23 protein-coding genes are annotated in these 25,681 nt (G+C 35.8%); 15 read left to right on the forward strand and 8 right to left on the reverse strand.

Translation table 11 applies throughout. The features are described 5' to 3' along the window. The first annotated feature begins 331 nt into the window (after nucleotides 1-331). Together MKY26_RS00805 and map are read left to right on the forward strand one after the other, a co-directional pair. Entirely contained in the window at nucleotides 332-844 is a 513-nt protein-coding gene (locus MKY26_RS00805) for a type 1 glutamine amidotransferase domain-containing protein (RefSeq protein ID WP_095370083.1), read from the forward strand. A gap of 117 nt (nucleotides 845-961) precedes the next feature. Further along, entirely contained in the window at nucleotides 962-1,708 is a 747-nt protein-coding gene (gene map / locus MKY26_RS00810) for a type I methionyl aminopeptidase (RefSeq protein ID WP_095370082.1), read from the forward strand. A 44-nt stretch (nucleotides 1,709-1,752) separates the two neighbouring features. On the opposite strand, the gene MKY26_RS00815 is transcribed toward map, so the two are convergent. After that, complete coding sequence (locus MKY26_RS00815; protein WP_095370081.1) at nucleotides 1,753-1,980, reverse strand: DUF1128 domain-containing protein; 228 nt, start codon at nucleotides 1,978-1,980, stop codon at nucleotides 1,753-1,755. Nucleotides 1,981-2,129: 149 nt separating this feature from the next. Here MKY26_RS00815 and MKY26_RS00820 point away from each other — a divergent pair, with 149 nt between their 5' ends. Both MKY26_RS00820 and MKY26_RS00825 read left to right on the forward strand, forming a co-directional pair. Next, nucleotides 2,130-2,480, forward strand: coding sequence for a YtxH domain-containing protein (locus MKY26_RS00820; protein ID WP_095370080.1), 351 nt, complete (start codon nucleotides 2,130-2,132; stop codon nucleotides 2,478-2,480). Between the two features lie 20 nt (nucleotides 2,481-2,500). Further along, nucleotides 2,501-3,325 carry a YihY/virulence factor BrkB family protein gene (locus tag MKY26_RS00825; protein WP_095370079.1) on the forward strand — a complete coding sequence of 275 codons (825 nt, stop codon included), beginning with the start codon at nucleotides 2,501-2,503 and terminating at the stop codon, nucleotides 3,323-3,325. 207 nt (nucleotides 3,326-3,532) lie between these two features. On the opposite strand, the gene MKY26_RS00830 is transcribed toward MKY26_RS00825, so the two are convergent. Next, entirely contained in the window at nucleotides 3,533-5,452 is a 1,920-nt protein-coding gene (locus MKY26_RS00830) for a heavy metal translocating P-type ATPase (protein ID WP_341091835.1), read from the reverse strand. Between the two features lie 190 nt (nucleotides 5,453-5,642). Beyond that, on the reverse strand, nucleotides 5,643-6,821 hold the full coding sequence (locus MKY26_RS00835) for an MFS transporter (protein ID WP_095370078.1): 1,179 nt from the start codon (nucleotides 6,819-6,821) through the stop codon (nucleotides 5,643-5,645). 159 nt (nucleotides 6,822-6,980) lie between these two features. Here MKY26_RS00835 and cax point away from each other — a divergent pair, with 159 nt between their 5' ends. After that, nucleotides 6,981-8,039 carry a calcium/proton exchanger gene (gene cax / locus MKY26_RS00840; RefSeq protein WP_095370077.1) on the forward strand — a complete coding sequence of 353 codons (1,059 nt, stop codon included), beginning with the start codon at nucleotides 6,981-6,983 and terminating at the stop codon, nucleotides 8,037-8,039. A 346-nt stretch (nucleotides 8,040-8,385) separates the two neighbouring features. Beyond that, nucleotides 8,386-9,195, forward strand: a complete 810-nt coding sequence (locus MKY26_RS00845) for a YfkD famly protein (RefSeq protein WP_307319345.1) — start codon at nucleotides 8,386-8,388, stop codon at nucleotides 9,193-9,195. Between the two features lie 35 nt (nucleotides 9,196-9,230). Here the strand turns inward: MKY26_RS00845 and yfkAB are convergent, their stop codons facing one another. Continuing rightward, nucleotides 9,231-10,358 carry a radical SAM/CxCxxxxC motif protein YfkAB gene (yfkAB, locus tag MKY26_RS00850; RefSeq protein WP_307319343.1) on the reverse strand — a complete coding sequence of 376 codons (1,128 nt, stop codon included), beginning with the start codon at nucleotides 10,356-10,358 and terminating at the stop codon, nucleotides 9,231-9,233. A 143-nt stretch (nucleotides 10,359-10,501) separates the two neighbouring features. Here yfkAB and MKY26_RS00855 point away from each other — a divergent pair, with 143 nt between their 5' ends. The 5 genes from MKY26_RS00855 (at nucleotide 10,502) to rlmD (ending at nucleotide 16,133) form a co-directional block, all read left to right on the forward strand. After that, nucleotides 10,502-10,684 carry an SE1561 family protein gene (locus MKY26_RS00855; protein WP_095370074.1) on the forward strand — a complete coding sequence of 61 codons (183 nt, stop codon included), beginning with the start codon at nucleotides 10,502-10,504 and terminating at the stop codon, nucleotides 10,682-10,684. 167 nt (nucleotides 10,685-10,851) lie between these two features. Next, the gene (locus MKY26_RS00860) at nucleotides 10,852-12,402 is read left to right on the forward strand and encodes a fumarate hydratase (protein ID WP_095370073.1); all 1,551 of its coding nucleotides are present in this window, start codon (nucleotides 10,852-10,854) and stop codon (nucleotides 12,400-12,402) included. A gap of 126 nt (nucleotides 12,403-12,528) precedes the next feature. Continuing rightward, nucleotides 12,529-13,323, forward strand: coding sequence for a delta-lactam-biosynthetic de-N-acetylase (pdaA, locus tag MKY26_RS00865; protein WP_095370072.1), 795 nt, complete (start codon nucleotides 12,529-12,531; stop codon nucleotides 13,321-13,323). 531 nt (nucleotides 13,324-13,854) lie between these two features. Further along, nucleotides 13,855-14,718, forward strand: coding sequence for a DNA-3-methyladenine glycosylase family protein (locus MKY26_RS00870; protein WP_307318059.1), 864 nt, complete (start codon nucleotides 13,855-13,857; stop codon nucleotides 14,716-14,718). Nucleotides 14,719-14,735: 17 nt separating this feature from the next. After that, nucleotides 14,736-16,133: a 23S rRNA (uracil(1939)-C(5))-methyltransferase RlmD gene (gene rlmD, locus MKY26_RS00875; protein ID WP_095370070.1), complete on the forward strand. Its 1,398-nt coding sequence runs from the start codon at nucleotides 14,736-14,738 to the stop codon at nucleotides 16,131-16,133. A 186-nt stretch (nucleotides 16,134-16,319) separates the two neighbouring features. On the opposite strand, the gene MKY26_RS00880 is transcribed toward rlmD, so the two are convergent. Then, entirely contained in the window at nucleotides 16,320-16,565 is a 246-nt protein-coding gene (locus MKY26_RS00880) for a hypothetical protein (protein WP_322910044.1), read from the reverse strand. A 156-nt stretch (nucleotides 16,566-16,721) separates the two neighbouring features. Between MKY26_RS00880 and MKY26_RS00885 the strand changes: the two genes are divergently transcribed. Continuing rightward, a complete protein-coding gene (locus MKY26_RS00885) occupies nucleotides 16,722-17,807 on the forward strand; it encodes a CotH kinase family protein (protein WP_322910045.1) in 1,086 nt (361 codons plus the stop codon). Between the two features lie 332 nt (nucleotides 17,808-18,139). On the opposite strand, the gene MKY26_RS00890 is transcribed toward MKY26_RS00885, so the two are convergent. Next, complete coding sequence (locus MKY26_RS00890) at nucleotides 18,140-18,970, reverse strand: UTP--glucose-1-phosphate uridylyltransferase (RefSeq protein ID WP_341091838.1); 831 nt, start codon at nucleotides 18,968-18,970, stop codon at nucleotides 18,140-18,142. Nucleotides 18,971-19,175: 205 nt separating this feature from the next. Between MKY26_RS00890 and MKY26_RS00895 the strand changes: the two genes are divergently transcribed. The 3 genes from MKY26_RS00895 to MKY26_RS00905 are packed head-to-tail and all read left to right on the forward strand — an operon-like array spanning nucleotide 19,176 to nucleotide 22,596. Further along, a complete protein-coding gene (locus MKY26_RS00895) occupies nucleotides 19,176-20,456 on the forward strand; it encodes a UDP-glucose dehydrogenase family protein (protein WP_095370066.1) in 1,281 nt (426 codons plus the stop codon). Continuing rightward, the gene (locus MKY26_RS00900; protein WP_322910047.1) at nucleotides 20,453-21,406 is read left to right on the forward strand and encodes an NAD-dependent epimerase/dehydratase family protein; all 954 of its coding nucleotides are present in this window, start codon (nucleotides 20,453-20,455) and stop codon (nucleotides 21,404-21,406) included. The genes MKY26_RS00895 and MKY26_RS00900 overlap by 4 nt, the downstream gene beginning before the upstream one ends. Further along, the gene (locus MKY26_RS00905) at nucleotides 21,406-22,596 is read left to right on the forward strand and encodes a glycosyltransferase family 4 protein (RefSeq protein WP_340978203.1); all 1,191 of its coding nucleotides are present in this window, start codon (nucleotides 21,406-21,408) and stop codon (nucleotides 22,594-22,596) included. Before MKY26_RS00900 ends, MKY26_RS00905 begins: the two co-directional genes overlap by 1 nt. Before the next feature lie 439 nt (nucleotides 22,597-23,035). Here MKY26_RS00905 and MKY26_RS00910 read toward each other — a convergent pair whose 3' ends face one another. After that, a complete protein-coding gene (locus MKY26_RS00910; RefSeq protein ID WP_307318052.1) occupies nucleotides 23,036-24,394 on the reverse strand; it encodes a glycosyltransferase family 4 protein in 1,359 nt (452 codons plus the stop codon). Continuing rightward, a complete protein-coding gene (locus tag MKY26_RS00915; protein WP_445293114.1) occupies nucleotides 24,391-25,488 on the reverse strand; it encodes a CotS family spore coat protein in 1,098 nt (365 codons plus the stop codon). Before MKY26_RS00915 ends, MKY26_RS00910 begins: the two co-directional genes overlap by 4 nt. Between the last annotated feature and the right edge of the window lie 193 nt (nucleotides 25,489-25,681).

The following is a 25,681-nucleotide window of genomic DNA, read 5'->3' on the forward strand; positions in this document are numbered from 1 at the left end:
CTATCTATCTTTGTTGTTAACAGTATCATATCAAAAAAAGAGAATCCAACCGCTTATGTCCGTAAATTGTAATCGCTTAGTCTTTTAATTGTAATAAAAAATTTTTAATCATTACATTACGGAGCTGCCGATATAAATGAGACTGTATAAACTGAATAGATTGAATTCTTACCGTTCTAAAAGAATTTTAACAGAAAATAAATATCAAGTATAGTTGTAGGGCATGTTTTCTTTAATATATTAATTAACATACATATATGTTTTAAGGGAAGACTTTCAGGGAACGGACATAATATAACCAACAATATAAACCATAAAGGAGAGATAGTAAATGAGTAAAAAAATTGCTTGTCTAATTACCGATATGTTTGAGGACTCTGAGTATACAGAACCAGCAAAAAGTTATAAGGAAGCAGGACATGAGGTTATTACAATTGAATCAGAGGCTGGTAAAGTCGTAAAAGGGAAGCAAGGAAATGATCAAGTGACGATTGATAAAAGTATAGATGATGTGAACGCAGATGAGTTTGATGCTCTCTTTATTCCAGGTGGATTTTCTCCGGATATGTTAAGAGCAGATGATCGCTTTGTTCAATTTACGAAAAAGATGATGGATGCGAAAAAACCTGTTTTTGCTATTTGTCATGGACCACAATTATTAATTTCTGCTAAAACATTAGAAGGTAGAGGAGCTACAGGCTATAAATCCATTCATGTAGATATGGAATATGCAGGAGCTAAACTTCAGGACAAAGAAGTAGTGGTTTGTCAGGATCAACTTGTGACGAGCCGCACACCTGATGATATTCCTGCCTTTACAAGAGAGTCTTTAAAATTACTCTGATAATTTAAGAAAAGCAATCGTTGCATGATTTTTGTAAAACTTTTCATTCAGCGCTAATATTAATAAGTAGAGTATAATAACTTTTAATATAACAGTGACTGAAAGAAGGTTTTGCTATTGATCGTGTTGAAATCACCTAGAGAGATTGAAAAGATGCATGAAGCAGGTAAGGTACTTGCTGAATGTCATAAAGAGATTGCCATGAGAATTAAACCGGGTATAACTACATGGGAAATTGAAGAATTTGTTGATGCCTATCTGAAGAAAATAGGGGCTACACCTGAGCAAAAGGGCTATCGCGGGTATGAGTATGCTACTTGTGCCAGCATTAATGATGAAATTTGTCACGGATTTCCGAGGAGGGAACCATTAAAATCAGGCGACATTGTAACGATTGATATGGTGGTCAATTATAATGGAGCTCTTGCAGATTCAGCTTGGACGTACGGCGTTGGAGAAGTGAGTGAAAAGGTATCTACCCTATTAGATGTCACAAAGGAATCATTATATAAAGGAATTGAGCAGGTGAAGATAGGCAACCGAATTGGAGATATTGGTTATGCGATTCAACAGTTTGTTGAAGAGAAAGGATTTTCGGTAGTAAGGGAATTTATTGGTCATGGGATAGGGGCAAGCATCCACGAAAAACCGGATGTTCCTCATTTTGGCCTCCCTCATAAAGGACCGAGAATAAAAGAAGGTATGGTATTCACCATTGAACCAATGGTGAATACTGGAATGCATCATATGAAGATGGATCAAAATGGCTGGACTGCGCGAACAGTTGATGGTGGTTTATCAGCTCAATATGAACATACAATTGCAGTCGGTAAAGATGGAATCACGATTTTAACTGAGCAATAAAACAAAAAGCAGCTGCAAATCATGCAGCTGCTTATAATAAGGACTTATTTATTCTTGCGCAAGTTTCCTAATTCTTCAGCGATTGCTTGCATTTCATTAGGACTGAAATGATTTTTTTTCATCACTAAATCGTAAATATCTTTTAGTTCTTCGTACATTTCTTCGTCAAAATGAGAAGATTTAATGGCGCCAATATTTAATACTTTTAGTTTTTCCTTGATTTTTTCGATCATATAATCGACATTTTCAGTTGATTTCTGTGATAAATTCACTTGATTTCCCCCCATAATACATCAGTAGTATAATCTTTCCATGGTTAAAGTGAAAAGTCAACCATTGATAGGTGCAAAGCTTGCATGTTTTTAGAGAAAAAAAGAAAATAAAGTATAGGTAGATTAAAAAGAATAAAGGAGTGAGGAAAATGGGAAAATCATTGTTTTGGAAAGGTGTTGTCCTTGGAGCGGTAGCGGGCGGTGCGCTCACGATGCTAGACCGTGATACAAGAGAAAATGCAAAATCTAAATGCAGAGAAACGACAGAAAGTGCAAAATATTACATAAAAAATCCCGATGAAGCCGTTCAACAAGTGAAAGGTGTCTCTTTAAAAGTTAGAACAGCAGCCCAGCAGATCGGTGAAGATGTGGCTTTCTTAACGACCACAATTGAGGATATTAAAACAAAGGCAATTGAAACAAGAGAAGCCTTAAATGACCCTAAAAGTGAAGTAGAGGTTTCAGAAGCGACGTTAGAAGGGAATGTTAGGAATAACTAACAAGGTTTGGGGGATCGCTGATGAAACAAGTCACTACTTTTGGAAAGGAACTATGGGAGCAAATAGATAAGGATGATGTTTTCGGCGTAGCTGCACAATTGGCCTACTTCTTTCTCCTATCACTTTTTCCATTATTAATTGTTTTGATATCATTGCTGCCTTATTTACCGATTACTCAAGAGGATATATTTGCTATCGTTAGAGATTTCGCACCAAAAGAAATTATGTCATTATTGGAAGACAATTTGAGTGCCGTCACAACGAAAAATGGGGCTCTGTTATCAATTGGTATTATCGGTACATTGTGGTCCGCGTCCGCCGCGATAAATGGCATTATGAGGGCTTTTAATAAGGCGTATGATGTCGTTGAAAGTCGATCATTTATTGTTGCAAGAGGCATTGCTATGCTTTTAACTATTTCTATGGTTTTTGTTTTCTTAGTAGCATTATTATTACCTGTGTTTGGGAGACAAATTGGTCTATTTATCTTTGATGCATTTGGATTGACTGAGCAATTTTTGAGCATATGGAATGCACTTAGATGGCTGGCGAGTCCGCTTATCATCTTTATTATCTTTAGTGGACTGTACTGGTTTGCTCCTAATAAGCGTTTAACGAATGTGACAGTTATCCCAGGTTCACTTTTTGCTACAATTGGCTGGATTCTATCTTCCTATGCGTTTTCATATTATGTGAGTAATTTTGGAAATTACTCGGCCACATATGGGAGTATTGGTGGAATCATTATATTAATGATTTGGTTTTATTTAACGGGTATTATTATTATGATTGGTGGAGAAATAAACGCATTGTTAAATAAATACAGCAAAGTGAAAAACACATAGTAAAAGTTACCTGATTGTAAGGTGCATCAATGGACAACCTAGGCTTAAGGAGGGTGATTACATTGACTGCAAATAAAGATGGTAACACAAAACAAAAAGGTAAAAATAAACCTAAACAAAAAACATCTAGTTCGGCTAATAAGCAAAACGGCTATCATTAAATAAAGAAGCAGCTATCCATTCACACACTTGGATAGCTGCTTTCTTTTAGTTCTTCAACAACCTTAAGCTATTTAATATCACTAAAATGGTTGAGCCTTCGTGACCGATTACACCGTAAGGAAGATCTAATATCTGTAGAAAATTAGAGCAAATTAACAGCATAATAACTGATATAGAGAAAACAATATTTTGTTTAATAATGGTGTTCATGCGTTTGGATAGGGCAATTGCATGAGCGATTTTAGGAAGATCGTTTTTCATTAAAACAATATCTGCTGTTTCTAATGCGACATCGGTTCCTTCACCCATGGCAATCCCAACATTTGCAGTCGCAAGTGCAGGCGCATCGTTAATTCCATCTCCAACCATTGCTACTTGTTGATACTGATTTCTTAATTCCTTAACATGATCCACTTTTTTTTCTGGCAAACATTCTGCAATAAAGTCTTCTACATTTGCTTCAGTAGAAATGGCTTGAGCGGTTGATTGGCTATCGCCTGTTAACATGATGGTGTATATACCTTGATCATTTAATTGTTTAACCGCAGCTTTCGTTTCTTGACGAACTTGATCCTTTAATGCGATTAATCCACACACCTCATGATCGCGTTCAAATAAAACGATCGTTTTACCATTCGAAGCTAATGTTTCTTGCTGTTCTTTTAATTCTGGCGCAAGTTCGTTATTGTTCAAAATAAATGATGGTTTACCAATTTTCCAAGTGACGCCGTTAATCACTGCTTTAATGCCCCATCCTGGTACATCTTCGATTGATTCGGGCTCTATAAGGGGAGAGCTCTGCTCTTCTTTTGTATACGAGACGATGGCAGTAGCAAGTGGATGGTTTGCATGGTTTTCAATTGATCCAACAATGCGTAAATAATCATCACGATGCTGAGTGTGTAGTGTAATAAAATCTGTTACTTCTGGGCGTCCTTTAGTTAAAGTACCTGTTTTATCAAACGCAATGGCTTTAATATGGCCTAAGTTCTCTAAATGTACCCCGCCTTTAAATAAAATTCCCTGTCTTGCTCCATTAGAAATCGCAGACAATGTAGCCGGCATAATAGAGGCGACAAGTGCACAAGGTGAGGCGACTACTAGGAGAATCATGGCACGGTAAAATGTTTCGTTCCAACTCCATCCAAGTAAGAAGTGTGGGAGAAATAGCATGAGTGCGACGGTCAGTAGTACAATTTTTACATATTTCCCTTCGAAATTCTCTATAAATAACTGACTAGGGGACTTTTCACTTTGTGCTGATTGGACCAGTTGAATGATCTTTTGAAAAAGAGTTTCATCCGCTTTTTTTGTGATTTCTACTTTAATGGCTCCATTCATATTGACGGTGCCGGCATACACTTCTTCAGATAACCCTTTTGTTACCGGAATCGATTCACCAGTAATCGTTGCTTCATCTATAGTTGTTTGTCCGTAGACAATGATTCCATCAGAGGGAACGCGTTCCCCTGGTTTAACTAGAATTTTATCTCCGATTTGTAGTGTAGAAACGTGAACAAGTTCTTCACCATCCTCATGAATTAATAAAGCTTCTTCAGGTTGCAACTCCATAAGGCTAGAAATTTCTTTTTTACTTTTATTCATTGTATATGTTTCTAGTGCGCCACTCATTGCAAAGATAAAAATAAGAATGGCACCTTCAATCCAATAGCCAATGATTGCGGAGCCGGTTGCGGCAAAGATCATCAGCATTTCAACGTTTAATTCCTTATTAGCAATCGTTTCTTCAATACCTTCTTTTGCCTTCGCAAAACCTCCGATTATAAAAGATAAGATAAAGATAGTGATAGAAGTTGTTTCATAGCCTCCTTTACTAAGTAACCAACCGATAAGAATAAAAACACCTGAAGTAATTGCGGCTATAAGCTCGATATGTGGTAGTAACTTTTCGAATAATTGACTAGATGATTGCGATTGTTTTTGTACTAGGACATTTCCTTCCATATTTTCATTTCCTCCATTCTCATTGAGAAGAATAATCAACATCATTACCCTTAAAAACGACGAAAGCTGCCACCATATAGGTGACAGCAGAAAAAGTGCCGAATTGATAATATTTAATTGCTTTAATTTTACATTATATTGTAACTTTTGAAAAGGGTTATTCTCTATATTAGACGTTTTTTAACATAATTTAACTGTGAAACAATTGCTTGCTCATCTTATGGCGACCAAAATAAGCGATAATCGTAAAATTGATGAGCATCATCCCACTAATAACGGCGAAAAAGCTTAGTGATTGTATATATTGAATAAATAAACCGCCTGCGTAAGGTCCAATAAGACTGCCTAAGCTAAAGGCAACACCACAAAGAAGATTTCCGGTAGGTAAAAGCTGAGTGGGAGTTAAATCTGTCATATAACTAATTCCCAATGAAAAAGTACTTCCTACAGCCATCCCTGCTAAAAACAGTAGCAACATTAGAATGTTGACATTCTGTTCAAATATCGCAGCAGAAGAGAAAAGAATAAAGCCACAGAATAAAATAATCATTAAAATATTTCTTCGTCCATAGCGGTCACTTAACATCCCTAAAGGCAACTGAAAAATAATCGCTCCGACAGCAAATGAGGTAAGTAATAACGAAACTGATGAGACTTCTATTCCCATGCGCACAGCATAAACAGGGAAGCTCCCATTTATTGACGATTCTAAGAATCCGTAACTAAATGGTGGGATAAAGGCAATCCAAGCATAAGTAGATACATCGTAAAAACGATGGAAAGTCCCTTTTAGTGATTGAACAGCGATTGTATGCTGTGGTTGCTCATTATCAAGAAAGAACACAAACCCCCATGCAATAAAACAAAAGAGGGAAGAAATAATAAATGGAAGAGATTCACTTATATGAACTAATGGTGTCATTAGTGGTCCAACAGCAAACCCAATCCCAAAGAATAATCCGTAGATGGAAATATTTCTCCCTCGATTGCGTTCAGGAGAAAATGACGTTATCCATGTTTGTGTTGAAAAATGGAGGGCGTGGTCGCCGATTCCAATCAATAACCTTAAAATAAACCAAAACCAAAAACTCTTCCATAGTGGAAATAATAAGAGGGAAGTAGCTACTAGAAGTCCCCCGATAATAATGACTGGTTTATATCCATATTTTCTTAGGGGATATTCCATGAAAGGTGAAATAAGTAATATACCAATATATAAACCTGCTGCATTTAAGCCATTTAAACTTGAAGATACACCATCACCTTCAAAAATAATAGCGATGAGCGGTAATAGCATTCCTTGACTAAAACCTGATATCGCAACAATGAATACTAAAATCCAAAACCTTACTCTTAGTTTTTTGTCCATAAAATAACCTCAATAAATGAAAATAATAAATCTTCTACCACAATAGATATTATATGTGAAAGATAAAATTGACAAGAGAATAATCATAATCTTTTCATAACAATCCTTAAAAATGTTTATCTTAAGAAAAGTAAAGCGATTTTTTTTGAGGAGGATGGGATGAATAAAGTATTTGCTATACTCGTATTTATTGGCGTACCGTTATCCGTAATAGGAAGTCTTCTACATTGGTCAAGTACATTGATGTTCATTATTTATTGTGTTGCTATCATTGCCTTAGCTAGTTTTATGGGACGATCGACAGAAAGTTTGAGTATTATTGCTGGTCCTAGAATAGGTGGATTGTTAAATGCGACATTCGGCAATGCGGTTGAATTAATTATTGCGATTTTTGCATTAAAAGAGGGATTAATTGGTGTTGTTTTAGCATCATTAACAGGAAGTGTATTAGGTAACTTATTATTAGTAGCCGGTCTTTCCTTTTTTATTGGAGGTATAAAGTTTAAAAGGCAAAGCTTTAATATCCATGATGCACGCCATAATGCGGGCTTACTCATCTTTGCAGTCATTGTGGCTTTCGTTATTCCTGAAATATTTTCAATGTCAATGAATGAAGAAAAGACGATGATCTTTAGTATTGGAATTAGCATCATCCTGATGGCTTTATACTTAGCCGCATTATTCTTTAAATTAGTTACACATAGAGGTGTGTATAATAAAGGAGATGAAGACGGAAAGAAGAAAGTGGAGGAAGTACCAGAATGGAGCAAAGGAAAATCCATTTTAGTATTAGCTCTTGCTACATTAGCTGTAGCCTATATTTCTGAAAATCTTGTTCACACCTTTGAGGAAGTAGGGAAGACATTTGGTTGGTCGGAATTGTTTATCGGCGTCATTATCGTTGCAATTGTAGGGAATGCCGCAGAACATGCTTCCGCTATTATTATGGCTGCGAAAAATAAAATGGATATTGCCGTAGAGATTGCCGTTGGTTCTACTTTACAAGTAGCTATGTTTGTCGCGCCCATACTTGTCCTTATCTCGTTACTTTTCCCTGTAGCGATGCCGCTCGTATTTACAGTACCAGAATTAATCACGATGGTATCAGCTGTTTTTCTAATGGTGGTTATCTCCAACGATGGTGAGTCTAATTGGTTTGAGGGTGGCACCCTTCTAGCAGCTTATTTCATCATCGGTATAGGATTTTATTTACTATAATAAAAAAACGACTCCTAGGTTATCCGGGAGTCGTTTTGAAATATTTCGAATAAAAAGGAAGCGCTTGCAATTTTATTTTTAACTCATTAAGTATTTAATCGAGGACTGCTAGTGTGCATTCGCTTGAATTCATTAACCACTCCTTTATGGTGTTTGTTCATAAATAAAGCGAATCGTAATGAAGCTGCCCTCCTTTCGAGTGAGTGTATAAATAGTATAAAATATATAAAGACTTTTGTAAACATTCAAAACATTACAAAAATGTTACTTTTTTATTTTCCTTTATGGATAATATTCACATCATACGAAAAAACTAATGCATATAAGTTTGAAAGGAGTAAGAGAAATGAAGAAATGGCTATATGCTTTAGTATTGATGACCATTGGGGTGACATCCTTTCAATCAGCGATATCTGCTGAAGGAAAAATAGAAACAAAGGGGGAGACGATAGAGATACCAAGTTCTGTTCTAAATGTAGAAAAGGACAATACGTATCCAAACCCTGCTCAAGATTTACCAACATTACAGCCGAGTGAATTAACACAAGAATTAATGGAGACATCAAGAGTAAAAATAGATAACCCTGAATTAATACGTATGTTAAATGAAACAACAGTAAATAGTACACCTTTTGCCATCGGATACCGTGCGATTGTTTATTTAGGTCAATGGCCACTCAATTATCAATCACAAGAAACATCACCTAATTGGGAGTTTCAAAAGATCAATACGAACTATTTTGATAATCGCGGGGGAGATGCGGTCTATCAAATGAATTATGTTCAAGAAATGCAAAAGGTAGTGAAAGGTGGACTTACATCTAAGGTTCCACATGCGCAAGATGTTAAAAAGATGATGTTGTTGAAGGCAACAGAAAAAAGTGGATTACCCTTATCCTTTGAAACGGTTGTAGGGGCAGGAACGAAAAAAGATCATAAATATCATGTTGCAATCAACCGTCTGGGCTACCTATATGCATACGCACCTGCTATTAATGAAAAAGGGAAAGTTACTTATGGTGAAGTTTATATAATGTTGAAAGGAAGCAAAAAAACCTTAGTAGTGAAAAATATCACTTCTCAAGGAATTGGCGCATGGATTCCAATACAGGATCATGTCTCATTTGGCTTTATTGTTTCGGAACGACCACGTTAAATAGAAAAGTGCGCCATTTATATTGGCGCACTTTTCTATTTTTTAACTGAGATATTTGCTTTTTTAGTTTGGAAGTCTATTTCAGGGTAATAACTGTCTTTTACTAACACATTTGGCCCTAAACATCTTGCTTCACTACAATGGCAATTTAAAGACTTAGCAAGCTTTGTTTCCATCCACTTATCGAAAACAGATGGCAGTCCATCTGTCTGTATATTCCCTAAAGGAGGTGTATCACCAAAGTCCGTTACAATTACATCACCTGTAAAAATATTTACATTTAGTCTTGAACGACCATCAGGATCATTTCTGACAGTGACATTCTGTTCATTATGAAGACGTTGTAATAAAGCTAAGTCTTCTTCATTATTGCTGCATGGATAAAACGGCAATGTTCCAAACAACATCCAAGTATCTTTGTCTCGAATATCCAGGAGGTGATGGATTGCTTGGCGCATTTCTTTTAATGATAAAGTTTCGAGAGTAGATGCAAAATCTGAAGGGTACATTGGATGAACTTCATGACGTTGACAATGCATTTCTTCGGTTATTTGCTTATGGATTTTCTCTAAATAGGGTAATGTTCTTTTATTTAACATTGTTTCAGCAGAGACCATTACACCAGCTTGTACGAGTTCTTTACTATTCTCGATCATACGATCAAAGAGTACCTGTCTTTGCTTTATGGATGGTTTTCTTTCCATCATAGCAAAACCACCCTCAATAAATTCTTCTTCGGTACCCCAGTTATGAGAAATATGTAAAACATCTAAATAAGGGATAATGCTATCATATTTACCTCTATCTAATGTGAGGTTAGAATTAATTTGTGTTCGAATACCTCGTTCGTGAGCATACTTAAAAAGAGGAATCACATAGTTATTAACTGATTTCTTCGATAGCATCGGTTCGCCTCCCGTTATAGAGAGTGAACGCAATTGCGGGATTTCCTCTAAACGTTTGATTAATAAATCAACAGGAAGTCCATCAGGATCTTTTGGCTGCAGAGTATACCCAACAGCACAATGCTCACAACGCATATTGCATAAAACCGTAGTTGTAAATTCAATATTGGATAAGGTTAATTTTCCATAATCATCGATATCCATATAAGCTTCCCAAGGGTCATAACTTGGTGAAATTGGTAACGTTTGAGATATCATTTAAAAAACTCCTTTAAGTAAATCTGTAGTCATTATTCATCTAACGTAAGCTTCTGTCAACCTTTAATGAAAAATAAACCTTTATTGCAGCTCTATTGCATTTCATGTAGGATTAAAGTTGTGTAGAGAAAGGAGCGAATACTGTGGGCAATTCAATTACTGATAAAGACAATCAAGTAGCTTTCTTAAAGCAACGTCTTCATATGTTTATGGACGTATTAGATGCGATAGAACCTGAAAACACGGAGTTAGAGGATGTTGATCGTCTCATCGAAATGATCGATGATCTTGAATCTAAAGTAAGGGAATTTAATCATAGAGATTAAAAAGAAGTGGTGAAACCCTATGAAAAAAATTGGGTTTCACCATTTTTTTGTTTCTACAGTTGGTCTTTTCTTGACTAAAGAATGAGTATATAATGGTATACGATAATGATTCTAATTTTTCGCAAAAGAAATTGATCGGTCGCAAAGGGAAAGGGGAACTTTGAGAAATGAATATGGAGCAATTCCAAAAAAGTATGTACGACTTAATTGTAGAAACTTCGACGAATTTACCAAAGGATGTTCGTCGGGCAATTAAGGCAGCAAAAGAAAGAGAAAGTGCTGGTACGAGATCAGCGATGAGTCTGGCAACAATTACAAATAATATCTCTATGGCAGATGATAACGTATCGCCAATCTGTCAAGATACAGGATTACCGACATTTAAAATCAAAACACCAGTTGGCGTTAATCAACTAAAGATTAAAGAAGCAATTAAGAATGCTATTGCAGAAGCAACAAATGATAGTAAATTGAGACCTAACTCTGTTGATTCCTTAACAGGTGCTAATAGTGGAGATAATTTAGGTGGTGGCACACCAGTTATTAAATTTGATCAGTGGGAAGAAGAGTATATAGACGTTCGCTTAATTCTAAAAGGCGGCGGTTGTGAAAATAAAAATATACAATATAGTTTGCCTGCAGAACTAGATGGTTTAGGAAGAGCTGGACGCGATTTAGATGGTATACGTAAATGTATAATGCATTCGGTTTATCAAGCACAAGGACAGGGATGTAGTGCAGGGTTTATAGGTGTAGGGATTGGCGGAGATCGTTCATCTGGTTATGATTTAGCAAAGGAACAACTATTCCGTTCTGTAGATGATGTAAATCCAAATGAAGATTTACGAAAACTGGAGGAATATGTTCTTAAAAATGCAAACGAGCTTGGAATTGGGACAATGGGATTCGGAGGAGAAACGACTTTATTAGGATGTAAAGTTGGTGTGATGAATCGTATTCCTGCTAGCTTTTTCGTATCTGTAGCCTATAATTGCTGGGCATATCGTAGACTTGGGGTAAAAGTAAATCCTGACACAGGTGAAATTAATGAATGGCACTATCAAGATGGTGAAAAAATTAATTTTGCTGACGAAGCAGCGCAAGAAACAGCTGCAACAGCAGAAGCTGAACAAGAAACAAAAGTTGTTACGCTTCAAGCTCCAATAACAGAGGAACAAATCCGTGAACTTAAAGTTGGCGATGTTGTTCAAATCAATGGTCGGATGTATACAGGTCGTGATGCGATCCATCATCATTTAATGGAGAACGATGCCCCTGTAGATTTAAATGGACAAGTAATATATCATTGTGGACCAGTAATGATGAAAGATGATCAAGAAAAATGGCATGTAAAAGCAGCAGGTCCAACTACAAGTATTCGTGAAGAACCATATCAAGGAGATATTATGAAGAAATTCGGTATTCGCGCCGTGATTGGAAAAGGCGGTATGGGACCGAAAACATTAAAAGCGCTAGAAGATCATGGTGGAGTATACTTAAATGCAATTGGTGGAGCAGCGCAATATTATGCTGATTGTATTAAAGAAGTAGAAGGCGTTGATTTAATGAACTTCGGTATTCCAGAAGCCATGTGGCACCTACGTGTAGAAGGATTCACAGCAGTGGTTACAATGGATTCTCACGGAAATAGTCTTCATAGAGATGTAGACAAATCCTCGTTAGAGAAGCTAGCGAAATTTAAAGAACGTGTATTTTAATTTGTTTTTGAGACACCAACATATAGTGGTGTCTCTTTTTTTATGTGAATAATTATTTTGGAAACTTTTAGCGCTCGTAATTTATTGTTGCTAGCAAAGAATAAGAAAAAAAGAAGGAGAAGCGCTATGAAAAAATTGATGATATTAGTAAGTAGCTTTCTGTTTATCTGTTCAATCCCTGTCTCAGCAAGTGAATTCAGCCATGCTCCTATCCATTGGGGAATTAAAAAAGCACAGAATGAATCACCGGCGGAAGCGGGAAAAATGCTTGATAATCTTCTAACAAAGCATCAATCTGTTTATAAGGGAGATCCGACTAAAAAAGAAATTTATCTTACTTTTGATAATGGGTATGAAAATGGGTATACGGATAAAATTCTTGATGTGCTTAAAAAAGAAAAAGTACCTGCGACATTCTTTATTACGGGTCATTATATTCATACGGCACCAGATTTAGTAAAAAGGATGGCAAGGGACGGACATATAATCGGCAACCATTCTTGGACTCACCCAGATATGACAAGGATCAGTCGCGATAAATATAAACAAGAATTAGAAAAAGTGAGAGCTGAGACAGAAAAGTTAACAGGTGTTAAACATATGTCCTATTTAAGACCACCTCGTGGTATTTTTAACGAACAAGGATTGGCTTACGCAAATGAATTAGGCTATACCCATATCTTTTGGTCTCTAGCCTTTGTTGATTGGAAAACAGATCAACAAAAAGGCTGGAAATACTCATATGACAACATTATGAGGCAGATTCATCCAGGAAGCATATTATTATTACACACAGTATCAAAAGATAATGCAGATGCTTTGCAACAAGCAATTGTGGATTTAAAAAAACGAGGATATGAATTCAAATCGTTAGACGATCTCATGTGGAGCCAAGCCTTGGATAGCTCTTACTTATATTAACAGTCACCACCTACAATGAACTTCATTGTAGGTGTTTTGATTTATAAAAAAAGAAAAATGGCAAACAGAGTGCCAACGGGATTAATAAGGGTGAAAAGGGAAACGGTGAGCAAACAACGAGTCTCAGGATAAGCCATGAAAAAGAGGAAAACAAAGCAAATAGAAAGTGCCCTGGATTTAAAAGCCATGAAAAAGGGGAAAACAAAGCAAATAGTGAACTTTCTTGAATCTTGAATCTATAAGCCATGAAAAAGAGGGAAACAAAGCAAACAGAAAGCGCTCCGGATCTATGAGCCGTGAAAAAGAGAAAAACAATGCTAATAAAGTTCCATCAAAATTTATAAGCAACATAAATAATAGATGCAGTATTCATCATTTATTAAGAAGTAAAAATCCCCATTAAATCATTGTAAAATTCTTGTTATAATTATAAATAAGAACAGATATTCGTCTTGATAGAAGACAGTTGAAAAAGCTCATAAAAAGACCCTTAGTATAATACGAGAAAAAACAGTGAAGGATGAACGGTGAATGGAGATAATAAAAGAAATAGGTGGACCCTATAATTTTGATGCTGTTTTAAGTCGCTTATCAAGTGACCCGCTTATTTGGGTGAATCGAGACAAGAGAATGTTAAAGGTACCCCTTAAGTTACAAAATGAATCCGTCGTCGTTACAATCACAGGTTTGGGTACAACGAACAAACCTAAATTTCTAATGACAGGATTAAATGAAGTAACAAAAGAAGAAGCGTTGGTTAGATTAACAGATATTTTTCGGTGGAATATTCCCTTAGCAGATGTTCATCAACATTTTTTAAAAACGGATTTGCGCCATGTTTTTCTCGCTCATTATGGAACACCTTTTGTGTTAGATTTTGATTTATTTGGTTCGCTCCTCAAATGTATTGTTCATCAACAATTGAATATGAAATTTGCTTATACGCTTACAATGAGGTTTGTGCATAAGTTTGGTTATGAGAAAGATGGTGCTTGGTTTTATCCTGATCCTGAAACAGTAGCTAATGTAACAATTGAAGATTTAAGGGCATTACAATTCAGTGGTAGGAAAGCAGAGTATGTTATTGGGATTGCTAAAGAGTTATCAGAAAAGCAATTATCTTTATTGCAACTAAAAGAACTGTCAGATCGTGAAATTCATGATAAACTGATTAAATTAAAAGGCGTAGGTCCATGGACAGTGCAGAATTTTTTGATGTTTGGTTTAGGGAGAGATAATCTTTATCCAATGGCAGATATTGGCTTGCAAAATGCGTTAAAAAAGCTTTATCAATTAGAGCAGAAGCCTTCCTACGAACAAATGGAATTATATGCAAAAGACTGGACGCCTTATTTAAGCTATGCCACCTATTATTTATGGCGTAGTATCGAATAACTGTGGAGTGATTATTTTTGAATAAACAAACGAATCGTAAAAAAGAAACTGCCGTTCAGTTAAAACTCAAGCAACGGTTTCCTTTAACAATCAAAAGGTTAGGTATTAACGGAGAGGGTGTCGGATATTTCAAAAAGAAAGTGGTCTTTGTTCCTGGTGCCCTGCCTGATGAAGAGGTTGTGGTAGAAGTCACAAATGTTCAACCGAAATTTTCAGAAGCAAAGATAAAAAAAGTTAGGAAACCTTCTCCCTACCGAGTAGAGGCACCTTGTCCGTTATTTGGTGAGTGTGGCGGATGTCAGTTACAACATCTTCGTTATGATCGCCAGTTAATAGAAAAAAGGGATATGGTTATTCAATCACTTGAGAGACATACCAAAATAGATCCAAGCACCATTCAAATAAAACAAACAATCGGAATGGAGGACCCTTGGAGATACCGGAATAAAAGCCAATTTCAAGTAGGGATGAAGCAAGGTGAAGTGATTGCAGGATTATATAGCATGAATTCACATCAGCTTATTGATATTGATGAATGCATCGTGCAGAAGCCAGAAACAATATCTGTTACAAATACGATGAAGCGTATTCTTCAAGATTTAAACATTAGTGCTTATAATGAACGCACGCGCAAAGGTGATATCCGTACAATTGTGACGAGAGTGGGTGTGAAAACTGGGGAAGTGCAAGTTGTGCTCATTACAAGACAAAAAGAGCTTCCAAAGTCTTCACTAATAGTAGAAGAAGCTACCAAGCGGATTCCGAATTTACGTTCGATTATTCAAAATGTCAATGGCCAAAAAACATCTCTCATTTTTGGGGATGAAACCATACCACTTGCGGGTGAAACGTTTATATATGAAATGCTAGGGGATATCCAATTTGAATTATCTGCACGTACTTTTTTTCAACTCAATCCAGAGCAAACCGTCAAATTGTATAATGAAGTCAAAAAAGCAGCAAATCTAACTGGTAAAGAAACGATTGTTGATGCGTACTGCGGAGTAGGAACAATTGGATTATGGTTGGCAGATCAAGCAAAAGAAATACGTGGAATGGATATTATAAAAGAATCAATCACAGATGCAAAGAGAAATGCAGCTAAACATGGAGTGAAGCATGCTAAATATGTAACGGGTAAGGCTGAAGAATGGTTACCTAAATGGGTGAAAGAAGGCTTTCGTCCAGATGTTATCGTTGTCGATCCCCCAAGAACAGGTTTGGATCAAGCATTATTAAAAACAATCCAACAAGTCAAACCTAAAAAATTGGTTTACGTGTCTTGTAACCCATCTACACTGGCAAAAGACATCGATTTTCTCCACCGTCAATATAAAGTAAAAAGCATACAGCCGGTAGACATGTTTCCCCAAACGGCGCACGTGGAATGTGTCGTCTTATTAACCTTGATATAACAGAGTGATTGGCAAGGAATTGATGTGATTAATCGCGTTTTAACTACGTCAGAATGACCACATCAACTTCTTGCTTTTTTAGTGTGTAGCGACCGTATATTAACTTATTACAATTTTAATACTTCATCAAACTGTGCAATTCTTACCTGCATGTCATGAGTAATTATGATTAAACATGTCTAATGGTCATATACGAGAGCCAGAACCAGAGCCAGAACCAGAGCCAGAGCCAGAACCAGAGCCAGAACCAGAGCCAGAACCAGAGCCAGAACCAGAGCCAGAGCCAGAACCAGAGCCAGAGCCAGAACCAGAGCCAGAGCCAGAGCCAGAACGGTTATCATTAGCTTTTGATCCTGGGTTTCTACTTAGGAATTCCTCATTTCCAGCGTCTTTTGCCTCATTTAGAAGCTTTTTTACGTCTTCTTTTCCCATCTATAAAAACCACCTTTCATTATAATCCTTAATATTTAAGGTAGTTTATTTTATGAAAAAATTTTTCATTGGTTCTAAACTTCCAATTAATTAATGATCATTTGCATTATTTTTTTCATATGATAATGGGTAAAGTGAGGGAGGCGAGGATATAAGATGCAGACGAATACTGTACCTACATTAAGTATTTCTATGCAACCAGAACTGATGGAATTTTTAGAAAAAAATATTTGGCATGATGAATTAATTCCTTCTCAATTAGTTATAAACAATCATTCATTTGATATCGGTATTAGTTATAGAGGAAATCATACACGTAAATTAAGAAAAAAATCTTACAAAATTGATTTTGGAACATATAATGAGGAGTTTCTTGGACGTGAAATTCACATTAATGCAGAGTATTGCGATCCTTCTTTCATTCGAAATAAGCTATCTTTTGATTTTTTTAAGAAGATTGGGATCAATTCACCTGATTGCAGGTATGTTTTAATTGAGATAAATGGAAGGTCCTCAGGAATTTACTTACAGCTTGAATCTGTTGATGATTACTTTTTACAAAAAAGACAACTTTCATATGGGCCTATTTATTACGCAACGAATCATCAAACTAATTTTTCTTTGTTAACCACGAAAGGTGAGCCTAAATCTTCATTAATTTCAGGGTATTTGCGTAAAATTGGGAATGTTGAGGACGATTCTGATTTAGAAAAGCTAATAATAAAAGTCAATACGATACCACGTAATGAGTTTGGCAAAGAAATAGTAAAGTACTTGGATGTCAAAAAATATTTAATTTGGCTGTGTGGTGTGATTTGCACACAAAACTACGATGCTTTCATTCAAAATTATGCCCTTTATCGAAATGGAGAATCAGGATTGTATGAGATGATCCCATGGGATTTTGATGCAACATTTGGAAGGGATTGGAATGGAGGGGTTATGAAGTTTAATCGAGTTCCTATCGAAGGTTTTAATACACTCACGGCAAGACTTCTTGATGTAAAGGAATTTCGTGTTCAATACCGCATTCTTCTAGAAGAGATATTAGAGAATTACTTTTCAGTTTCGGAATTTGAACCAAGAATTATCAATCTTCATAAATTATTGCGTCCCTATATAGCATTAGATCCATATAAAAAGGATGCTATCGATTTATTTGATAAAGAACAAGAATTTATCCTGCAATTTATTTTAAATCGCAATCAGTATCTTAGAGATCATCTTAAAGATCTGGAATAAAGGGAAAATATTATTTCATGCCTAGACTCTCAGTATTTTAGATGGGAGTCATATTAGTGTGCAAAGGTAGTTAATAAACAGGGTATGAAAGTTCCCATGGAGTCAAAGTCGAGCATGTCTCGTCGTGTTATGCAGGATTTGAACGCAGCCCTGGACAAATCCTCTGTCTGAGATAAGAGGTATATTGTTGAACTAGTTTGCAAAACAAAACAAGGTTGAGATCAGGCTGCGGAATCTCTAAATATTTTGTTAAGTTCATTCGTTTTGTAGTACACCAATAAGGTATGATGGGACATTTAATTGCAGGATAACTCGAGCAATTCAAACAAGGACTATTCATCCTCTTTTTTAGAATTGCTCATTAATTTTTGAATAAGGTTTAAATATCCTTTATCCGTACCGATGTCATAGCGTTTTGCAGATACTTCCACACCGTAGCACTTTTCTAACTTTAATAATTTTTGGATTGCATCCGTTAGTTGAACTTCACCTCCAACTCCTTTACCTCCTTTTTCTAAATATGAAAAAATAGATGGTTCAAAAATGTATCTCCCACTTACGGCTAAATTAGATGGGGGAGTGGAGCGAGGCTTTTCTACAATATCAGAAATTTCATAGGTATTATCTTGCAAATCAATCGCTTTCACTACCCCGTAGTTTTTTAATAACTTTTCATTCAATTTTTCCAGAGCTATTACTGTAGATTGATAATTTTCGTATACGTCTAAAAGCTCTCGTAAAGCGGGCTGGCCACTTTGTAGAAATATATCATCAGGAAGAAGAACAGCAAAGGGATCTTTACTTGCAAATCTTTTACCTAAGAGTATTGCTGTACCTAGTCCATCTGCAAAGGGTTGGCGTACATATTGAATAGAAATAGCGGGCCCGACAATTTTATTCAATAAATGCTGTTTTCCTGTCTTTTCTAAAAAGGCTTCATATTCTAGAGATCGGTCAAAATAATCTAAAATCATATTTTTATTACGGGATACCACTATTAAGATTTCTTCAATTCCTGATTCAATGGCTTCTTCAATAATATATTGTATGGCTGGTTTACCTGCGATCGGGAACATTTCTTTTGGAAGCACCTTTGTTATTGGCAAATTTCTTGTACCGAAACCTGCAGCAGGAATGATTGCTTTTTTTACTGTCTTCATCATAACCTCTCCTCTTCACTTTCTATATATTAATCTAATATATTTTACTTGGTAATTTGTCCAATAAGAAAAGGTACTTAACCATATAGTTTTTGTTTTTTTACCATTTTCATCTTAAATATTTTTCCCACTTTCACGTTTTGTTTGAAGCTAAATAAGATAATGATAAATTGAATGTTTTTAACATGAGCAAGTAAGGATGATAATGGTGAAAATATGTGTCATTGGTACAGGGTATGTTGGTTTAACAACTGGTGCTGTGTTGGCAGACTTAGGTCATGAGCTTTACTGTGTTGATAAGAATAAATTGATAATAGAAAAATTAATTGAGGGAGAAATCCCTATTTATGAACCAGGATTAAAGGAACTGATTGTTCGAAATAAAAAAAGAGGTCTTCTTCATTTTTCAACGGATATCCAGCGTGTGATAAAAGAATGCCCAATTCTTTACATCACAGTCGGTACTCCTACAAAAGAAGATGGGAGTCAAAATCTAACTGCGATTAATGAAGTCATTGACACCTTGGTACAGACGATAACCTCTCATAAAACAATCATTATTAAAAGTACGGTACTACCAGGTACCAATGAATGGATTCATCAAACATTAATAGAAAAAGGGATCGACTCGCGTATGTTCGACGTTGTATCCAATCCAGAGTTTCTTAGAGAAGGAAATGCTGTATTTGATATGATGAACCCGGATAAAATTGTTGTGGGTGGAAAAAGCCCTCAATCTATTAAAATAATTCAAACTCTCTATGAGAAGTTACAAGCACCTTATATTATTACTTCATTAACAGGAGCAGAGATGATTAAATATGCCAATAATGCCTTGTTGGCAACAAAAATCTCATTCATTAATGAAATCGCCCGTATTTGCGACGCCTATAATGTGGAAGTAACGCATATTGCAAAAGCGCTAGGGACAGACAATAGAATTGGTCCCTATTTTTTGAATGCAGGATTAGGTTATGGTGGGTCTTGTTTTCCAAAGGATATTCGGGCATTAGAATACGCTGCCAAACGGAGAAATGTTAATCCTGAGATGTTAAGGGCCGTTCAAAATGTGAATGACTCTCAAATTGATTTGTATATTGATAAATTAACAAATCAATTAACAAACTTGGATGGGAAAAAAATAACCGTTTGGGGCTTAGCTTTTAAGCCCGACACAGATGATATACGTGAATCAAGGTCATTATTATTAATTGAGAAATTATTAGAAAGAGGGACAGAGGTCCACGCCTATGATCCTATTGTCAATTCTTTTGAACCTGCCATTACCATTCATCATGATATGTATGAAGCTATTAAAGGAGCAGATGCATTAATTATTGCAACAGAATGGAACCAGTTTAAAACCGTAGACTGGAAAAAGGTAAATGAGTTAATGAAGGGAAATATTTTAGTGGATGGACGGAATATCATTGACCCTAAAGTCGTAAGAAAACATCAACTTCAATATATTGGGGTGGCTAGACAATGAGGATTATCGTAACAGGAGCCGCTGGGTTTATCGGTTCTCATTTATGTGAGAGGTTATTAAGAGAAGAAGAGAATGTTGTTATTGGCATTGATGGTTTTATAGACCCATCCAAGAAGTCAATTAAACTAAGAAATATAGAAAATCTGTTGATTCATCCACGTTTTCAATTTATAAATAAGAATTTACTAGGCATTGATTGGAGTGAAATTCTTGCCAAAGATGATGTGATATATCATTTAGCTGCTGTGCCTGGTGTTCGTTCAAGCTGGGGTAACAATTTCAAGTTGTATGAGGAAAATAATATTCTTGTCACCCAACGGCTATTAGAGGCTTGTAAGAATGTCTCTTTAAAGAAGTTTATTTACGCCTCCACCTCTTCTGTATATGGAGAAAAGGTTGGTATGGTTTCAGAAGATTGCCCACTTTCACCACTTTCTCCTTATGGTGTAACGAAGCTAACAGGAGAGTATTTATGTAAGGTATACAGTGAAAATGATGGTCTTCCAATAACTATTCTTCGATACTTTACTGTTTATGGACCTAGACAACGGTCTGACATGGCATTTCATCGATTTATCGAATGCATTTTAACGAATAAACCTATTCCAATATACGGTGATGGCAAACAAACACGTGATTTTACGTTTGTAGAAGATTGTGTAGAAGGAACTTTTGCTGCTCTTTATGCAGAGGATACCCTTGGAGAGACAATTAATATTGGTGGTAAAGAACGGAAATCTATATTGGATGTCATTGAAATATTAGAAGATTTAACAGGGAAAAAAGCAACCGTGGAATTTATTGGAGAACCGCGCGGGGAACCGCGACATACTTGGGCAGATATTTCAAAGGCATTGAAGATTCTGCAATATAAGCCAGCTGTGCCGTTAAAAGAAGGGCTTCTCCGAGAAATAAATGATTTAAAGATTATTTATAAGGAGGAAGAGTAATGAGGCTTGCTTTAATTTGTACAGAAAAACTCCCTTCTCCTGCTATAAAGGGAGGTGCAATTCAAATGATGATTGACGGTGTAGTTCCTTTTCTCAGTAAAGAAAATAACTTAACTATTTTCTCTGTCACCGATCCATCTCTACCTGATTATGAAGTACGTAACGAAGTGCAATACATTCGGTTACCATCTGAAAGTTATGAAATTGATATTGCTAAAATACTTACTGAAAAAAGGTTTGACATTATTCATGTTTTTAACCGTCCATTAAATATTCCTCTCTATAAAAAAGCTTCCCCTTCAAGTCAGTTTGTTTTAGGACTTCATAATGATATGCTTTCTGAAAAAAAGGTATCACTGGAGAATGGAAAGGAAATTGTAAACTCTGTTGAAAGGATTGTTACAGTTAGTGAATATATAAAACAAACTGTGGTGGAGAGGTTTCCAGAAGCAGAATCAAAAACAAAAGTAGTTTACTCAGGAGTAGATCTAGTAGAATATCCTCCAGTCTGGTCAGAGAAAGGAAAACAAATTAGAGAAGAATATCGACAAAAATACAATATTGGAGATAAAAAGGTCATATTATTTGTTGGAAGACTCACTAAAAATAAAGGACCTCATCTTCTAATATCCGCCTTTAAAGCTATTGCTAAAAGATACCCTCATACTTTACTTGTGATTGCTGGGGGAAAGTGGTTTAGTGATGATGGAATAAATAACTATATTCGTTATTTGAAGAAACTAGCCGAACCGTTAGGTGACAAAGTTATTTTCACAAATTTTATTCCTGCAAGTGAAATTTCTAACATCTTTTTAATGAGTGATATTTTCTGTTGTTCTTCCCAATGGCAAGAACCCTTAGCTCGGGTTCACTATGAAGCTTTTGCTGCTGGTATCCCTATAATATCAACAAATAGGGGAGGAAATGCAGAGATAGTTTCTCATAAAGAAACGGGTTATTTAATTGAAAAGTATGATCAAGCTAGTGAATTTGCAAAAGGAATTAATTTCTATTTAAAGAACCCGGATACTATTAATAGCATTACCCGAAATGCAAGAGAATTAGTGGAATCTAATTTTCAATTTCATCATGTTGCTAGCCGGTTAACCAACGTTTATTCTGAGTTGATTCCAAAACAAAACAAAGATCATTATCGTAAAATGTTTCGGTCGCCACTCTTTCGATTCTAATCGATTAACAAAAAAGAGGGTGAGTAAGGTTGCTAGCTAACCTTTTGCTCACCTTTTTTATTGTTAGTAAACATGATGTTAATAATGACAGTTAAAAACAAAATTTTGCGACCGATAAAAACTGTTGGTGTGTAGGTGATCAGGTGATTTTAAGCATCATTCGTCGGTCATATTCTAGCAAGCCTTCTTGTACATAAGCAATAACTTTTAAAGAATATCATTTCTAAATCTAAAGGCAAACTGACTTTTCATTGTGTTTAATCTTTAAACAGTAGGACCCTTATTCCTAATTTTATCTTGTTACAGTCACTTTACCATATCAGAAGTTTTCCTTATTTCTATTTAAATAAAGCCGTTGAAATTTTATGATTGTAAAATTTCAACGGCTTCGTCATTTTCGAGGAAGTTTCTCTACCTCAACGTTGATTCAGTCTAAGATTCAATAGTTGCTTGCTTTATTAGCTAATATTTCTTTATTAATCCATGGTATCGAAGCAGTAGTAATCTTTTTAATTGGCTGCTTTTGTTTTGGTCGGATTGGTTTTTTCTCTATAGGCGAAATCTTCTCAGCTACAGCTTTTTTGGTAAACAGTTGTTCTTCTTTCTCGCCATTCATGTTAGAAGTACTACTAATGTCAACGTTATTTTTAATTTTATAATCAATCCCGCTCCACACTTGGGAAATATCGTCGATGACTCGATTCCAATTATGATTTTTTTCTACAAAGCTACGACCATATTGACCCATTTCTCTACAGAGAGAAGGACTGGAAAGTAATTTGGATAAATGAGCTACAAATTCTCGAGGGTCATCTGCTTGCTCAACGATAAACCCATTTTTTCCAATCTCGATTATTTCAGGGTTTCCTCCACGAGCAGTTGTCACAATGGGTAACCCAGCCGCCATTGCTTCATAATGTACTCGTGCTAACGGCTCTTCCCATTGAGAAGGACAAACGAATATATCAGCAGTAGCAAACCAGTCTTGAATTTCATCAGGGTGAACAAAGCCAGTAGTTATAACAGGTATAGGAAGGCGTTCTGCAATCGCTTTAATATAAGCAATGTAATCGGTCATTCTATTATCACTAAAGCCTTTACTTCCCATTAAAACCAAGGCCGCATTAGGATGCTTTTTAGCCAAATCTAGCATGGATCGTAAAAGTATATCTGCTCCCTTGTTCACTGAAAGTCGTCCAGCAAATAAAATTACCTTTTTCGATTCTAGTTTGTGTTTTTGACGCATGGAAGCTCTAATCCTTTGACCCTTGACAGAATACGTTGGAACAAATCGCTCTAAATCCACTCCTGAATAAATTGTTTGAATTTTAGGTTGGGCATCGGGGTAAAGCTTTACTATTTCATTACCAATATAATTACTAATGGTAATAATTTTATCTAATTGATCAATTGCTTTCTGGGCTTCTTCAGTATCTATTTTTTCCCTCTTGAACATATCATTGTGCATGCTTAATATGAGTCGTGAGTTTGGTGCCACTTCTCGTATTGGTAATACTAAACGGGGGCGGTTAAAAATGTGAATTAAGTCAAAAGTATTGTTTTTAAGATAATCTACAACACCTTCCCTGTAAGTCTCCAATAATCCTCCTGGAACCCTTACATAATGAACACCATCTTTTATTTCTTTATCGGGTAATGTGTCATCGTTTCTTCCGATTATTGTAATAGAATGGTTTTTACTTAAGTTTGGAATAGCTCCAGCGATGAATGTTTGTATTGCTCCTCCTTTTACCGGTGGAACTGGAAGTTTTTCTGTACAGACTATTAGCACTTTCATTTCCTTTTTCCCCCTCTCCATTCTTTACGTAATTGCTCAAGAATTGGCCATTTGGTCTTATCGATTTCAACGATTCGCTGGACAATAGCATCCAAATCGCTATTTAATGCTATGGTTGGTTCGAATAACATATCTTTTACATTTTTATAATATAAATTTGGTAATGAGAAATCGATCAAGAGAATCTCAAACAACTCGTCAGTGATAGGGTTAGCTTCATTGTACGCTTCTAGCATTCCTATTATCCAATCAATATCCCACCTTCCTAGATCATCCATAGAACCAGATATGAGTTTGCGTAAATCACGAATAGGCAAATCATAGGCTACACCATCAAGGTCGATAATCCACATACCTCCAGGTCCCATTTGTCCATTCGACCATCCATAATCCTGATGGACTAATCCCCATTCTTTATTTCCCTTTGCGACCAGCTGTTGATAAGAGGATTGCTCCAGCATAGTCAATGCCTTTTTTGCTTGCTCCTCAAACATATCAACTGTACTTAAGATCGTCTTACTCGTGGGCATTTCTGAATATAAGTTCGCTACATTTTTAAACCAAGATATTTTTCTCACTACTTTTTTATATGCATTTGGCCATCGTAAAAGTCTTGAAGCATTCTCTGCTCCTTTAGGAGGAACATACCCTTTGGAAAGTTGATGGAACTCTCCAATAGCGTTACTCAATAGCTTTGCTCCTTCAATATCGGCAGATACTTGATATAGAGGTTCAATCCAATCGGCAACAAACCAGATTTTCCCTCCCATTTCCACTATATTGCTACCCGATTTTGTCTTTACAATCGGTGGTATTCTAGCCTTTTTTTCATTAACTAAATATTCCTGTGCACCAATGCTAAATAAACTCCTGGAGGGTTTCCGATGGAGTATTTTTAAACTTTTGGGTCCTATGTTCGTATTGATCTTCCATATAAGTCCACCCTTATCTGCCTTTGTTGTAATAACTTCCATGCTACTCACATTAAAATTGTATTGTTTAATCACTTGTTGAGCCATTTCTTCAATAAATGGTGGCACATATAAATCAGCTAATGTCTCATCTAAATCCCATGGTGTAATAAGCTGCTCCAAACTAGTCATTCCTTTCCTTGGGTAATTTGTCTTTACATCCTATTCACTCAGGTGAAAATAGGTTGGACATTTGTCCATATGAAAATGAAAAATAATGTGTATAAGCCCATGTAATAAAAGTGGAATCAAGAAGGTATTTATTTTAAAGTTTGAATTACTTTCAATTTAACTTGTTCAATTGGAATAAATTTTT

Source organism: Cytobacillus sp. FSL R7-0680 (genome assembly GCF_038009245.1).
Lineage (GTDB): Bacteria > Bacillota > Bacilli > Bacillales > Cytobacillaceae > Cytobacillus > Cytobacillus kochii.

Excerpts from the sequence above, each read along its gene's own strand:
- MKY26_RS00885 (WP_322910045.1), top strand. The coding sequence starts at position 16,722 with ATGCAGACGAATACTGTACCTACATTAAGTATTTCTATGCAACCAGAA.
- MKY26_RS00835 (WP_095370078.1), bottom strand. The coding sequence starts at position 6,821 with ATGGACAAAAAACTAAGAGTAAGGTTTTGGATTTTAGTATTCATTGTT.
- MKY26_RS00805 (WP_095370083.1), top strand. The coding sequence starts at position 332 with ATGAGTAAAAAAATTGCTTGTCTAATTACCGATATGTTTGAGGACTCT.
- yfkAB (WP_307319343.1), bottom strand. The coding sequence starts at position 10,358 with ATGATATCTCAAACGTTACCAATTTCACCAAGTTATGACCCTTGGGAA.
- MKY26_RS00880 (WP_322910044.1), bottom strand. The coding sequence starts at position 16,565 with ATGGGAAAAGAAGACGTAAAAAAGCTTCTAAATGAGGCAAAAGACGCT.
- MKY26_RS00820 (WP_095370080.1), top strand. The coding sequence starts at position 2,130 with ATGGGAAAATCATTGTTTTGGAAAGGTGTTGTCCTTGGAGCGGTAGCG.
- MKY26_RS00825 (WP_095370079.1), top strand. The coding sequence starts at position 2,501 with ATGAAACAAGTCACTACTTTTGGAAAGGAACTATGGGAGCAAATAGAT.
- MKY26_RS00860 (WP_095370073.1), top strand. The coding sequence starts at position 10,852 with ATGAATATGGAGCAATTCCAAAAAAGTATGTACGACTTAATTGTAGAA.
- MKY26_RS00830 (WP_341091835.1), bottom strand. The coding sequence starts at position 5,452 with ATGGAAGGAAATGTCCTAGTACAAAAACAATCGCAATCATCTAGTCAA.
- MKY26_RS00890 (WP_341091838.1), bottom strand. The coding sequence starts at position 18,970 with ATGATGAAGACAGTAAAAAAAGCAATCATTCCTGCTGCAGGTTTCGGT.
- MKY26_RS00870 (WP_307318059.1), top strand. The coding sequence starts at position 13,855 with ATGGAGATAATAAAAGAAATAGGTGGACCCTATAATTTTGATGCTGTT.
- MKY26_RS00910 (WP_307318052.1), bottom strand. The coding sequence starts at position 24,394 with ATGAAAGTGCTAATAGTCTGTACAGAAAAACTTCCAGTTCCACCGGTA.
- MKY26_RS00900 (WP_322910047.1), top strand. The coding sequence starts at position 20,453 with ATGAGGATTATCGTAACAGGAGCCGCTGGGTTTATCGGTTCTCATTTA.
- MKY26_RS00905 (WP_340978203.1), top strand. The coding sequence starts at position 21,406 with ATGAGGCTTGCTTTAATTTGTACAGAAAAACTCCCTTCTCCTGCTATA.
- pdaA (WP_095370072.1), top strand. The coding sequence starts at position 12,529 with ATGAAAAAATTGATGATATTAGTAAGTAGCTTTCTGTTTATCTGTTCA.
- cax (WP_095370077.1), top strand. The coding sequence starts at position 6,981 with ATGAATAAAGTATTTGCTATACTCGTATTTATTGGCGTACCGTTATCC.
- MKY26_RS00845 (WP_307319345.1), top strand. The coding sequence starts at position 8,386 with ATGAAGAAATGGCTATATGCTTTAGTATTGATGACCATTGGGGTGACA.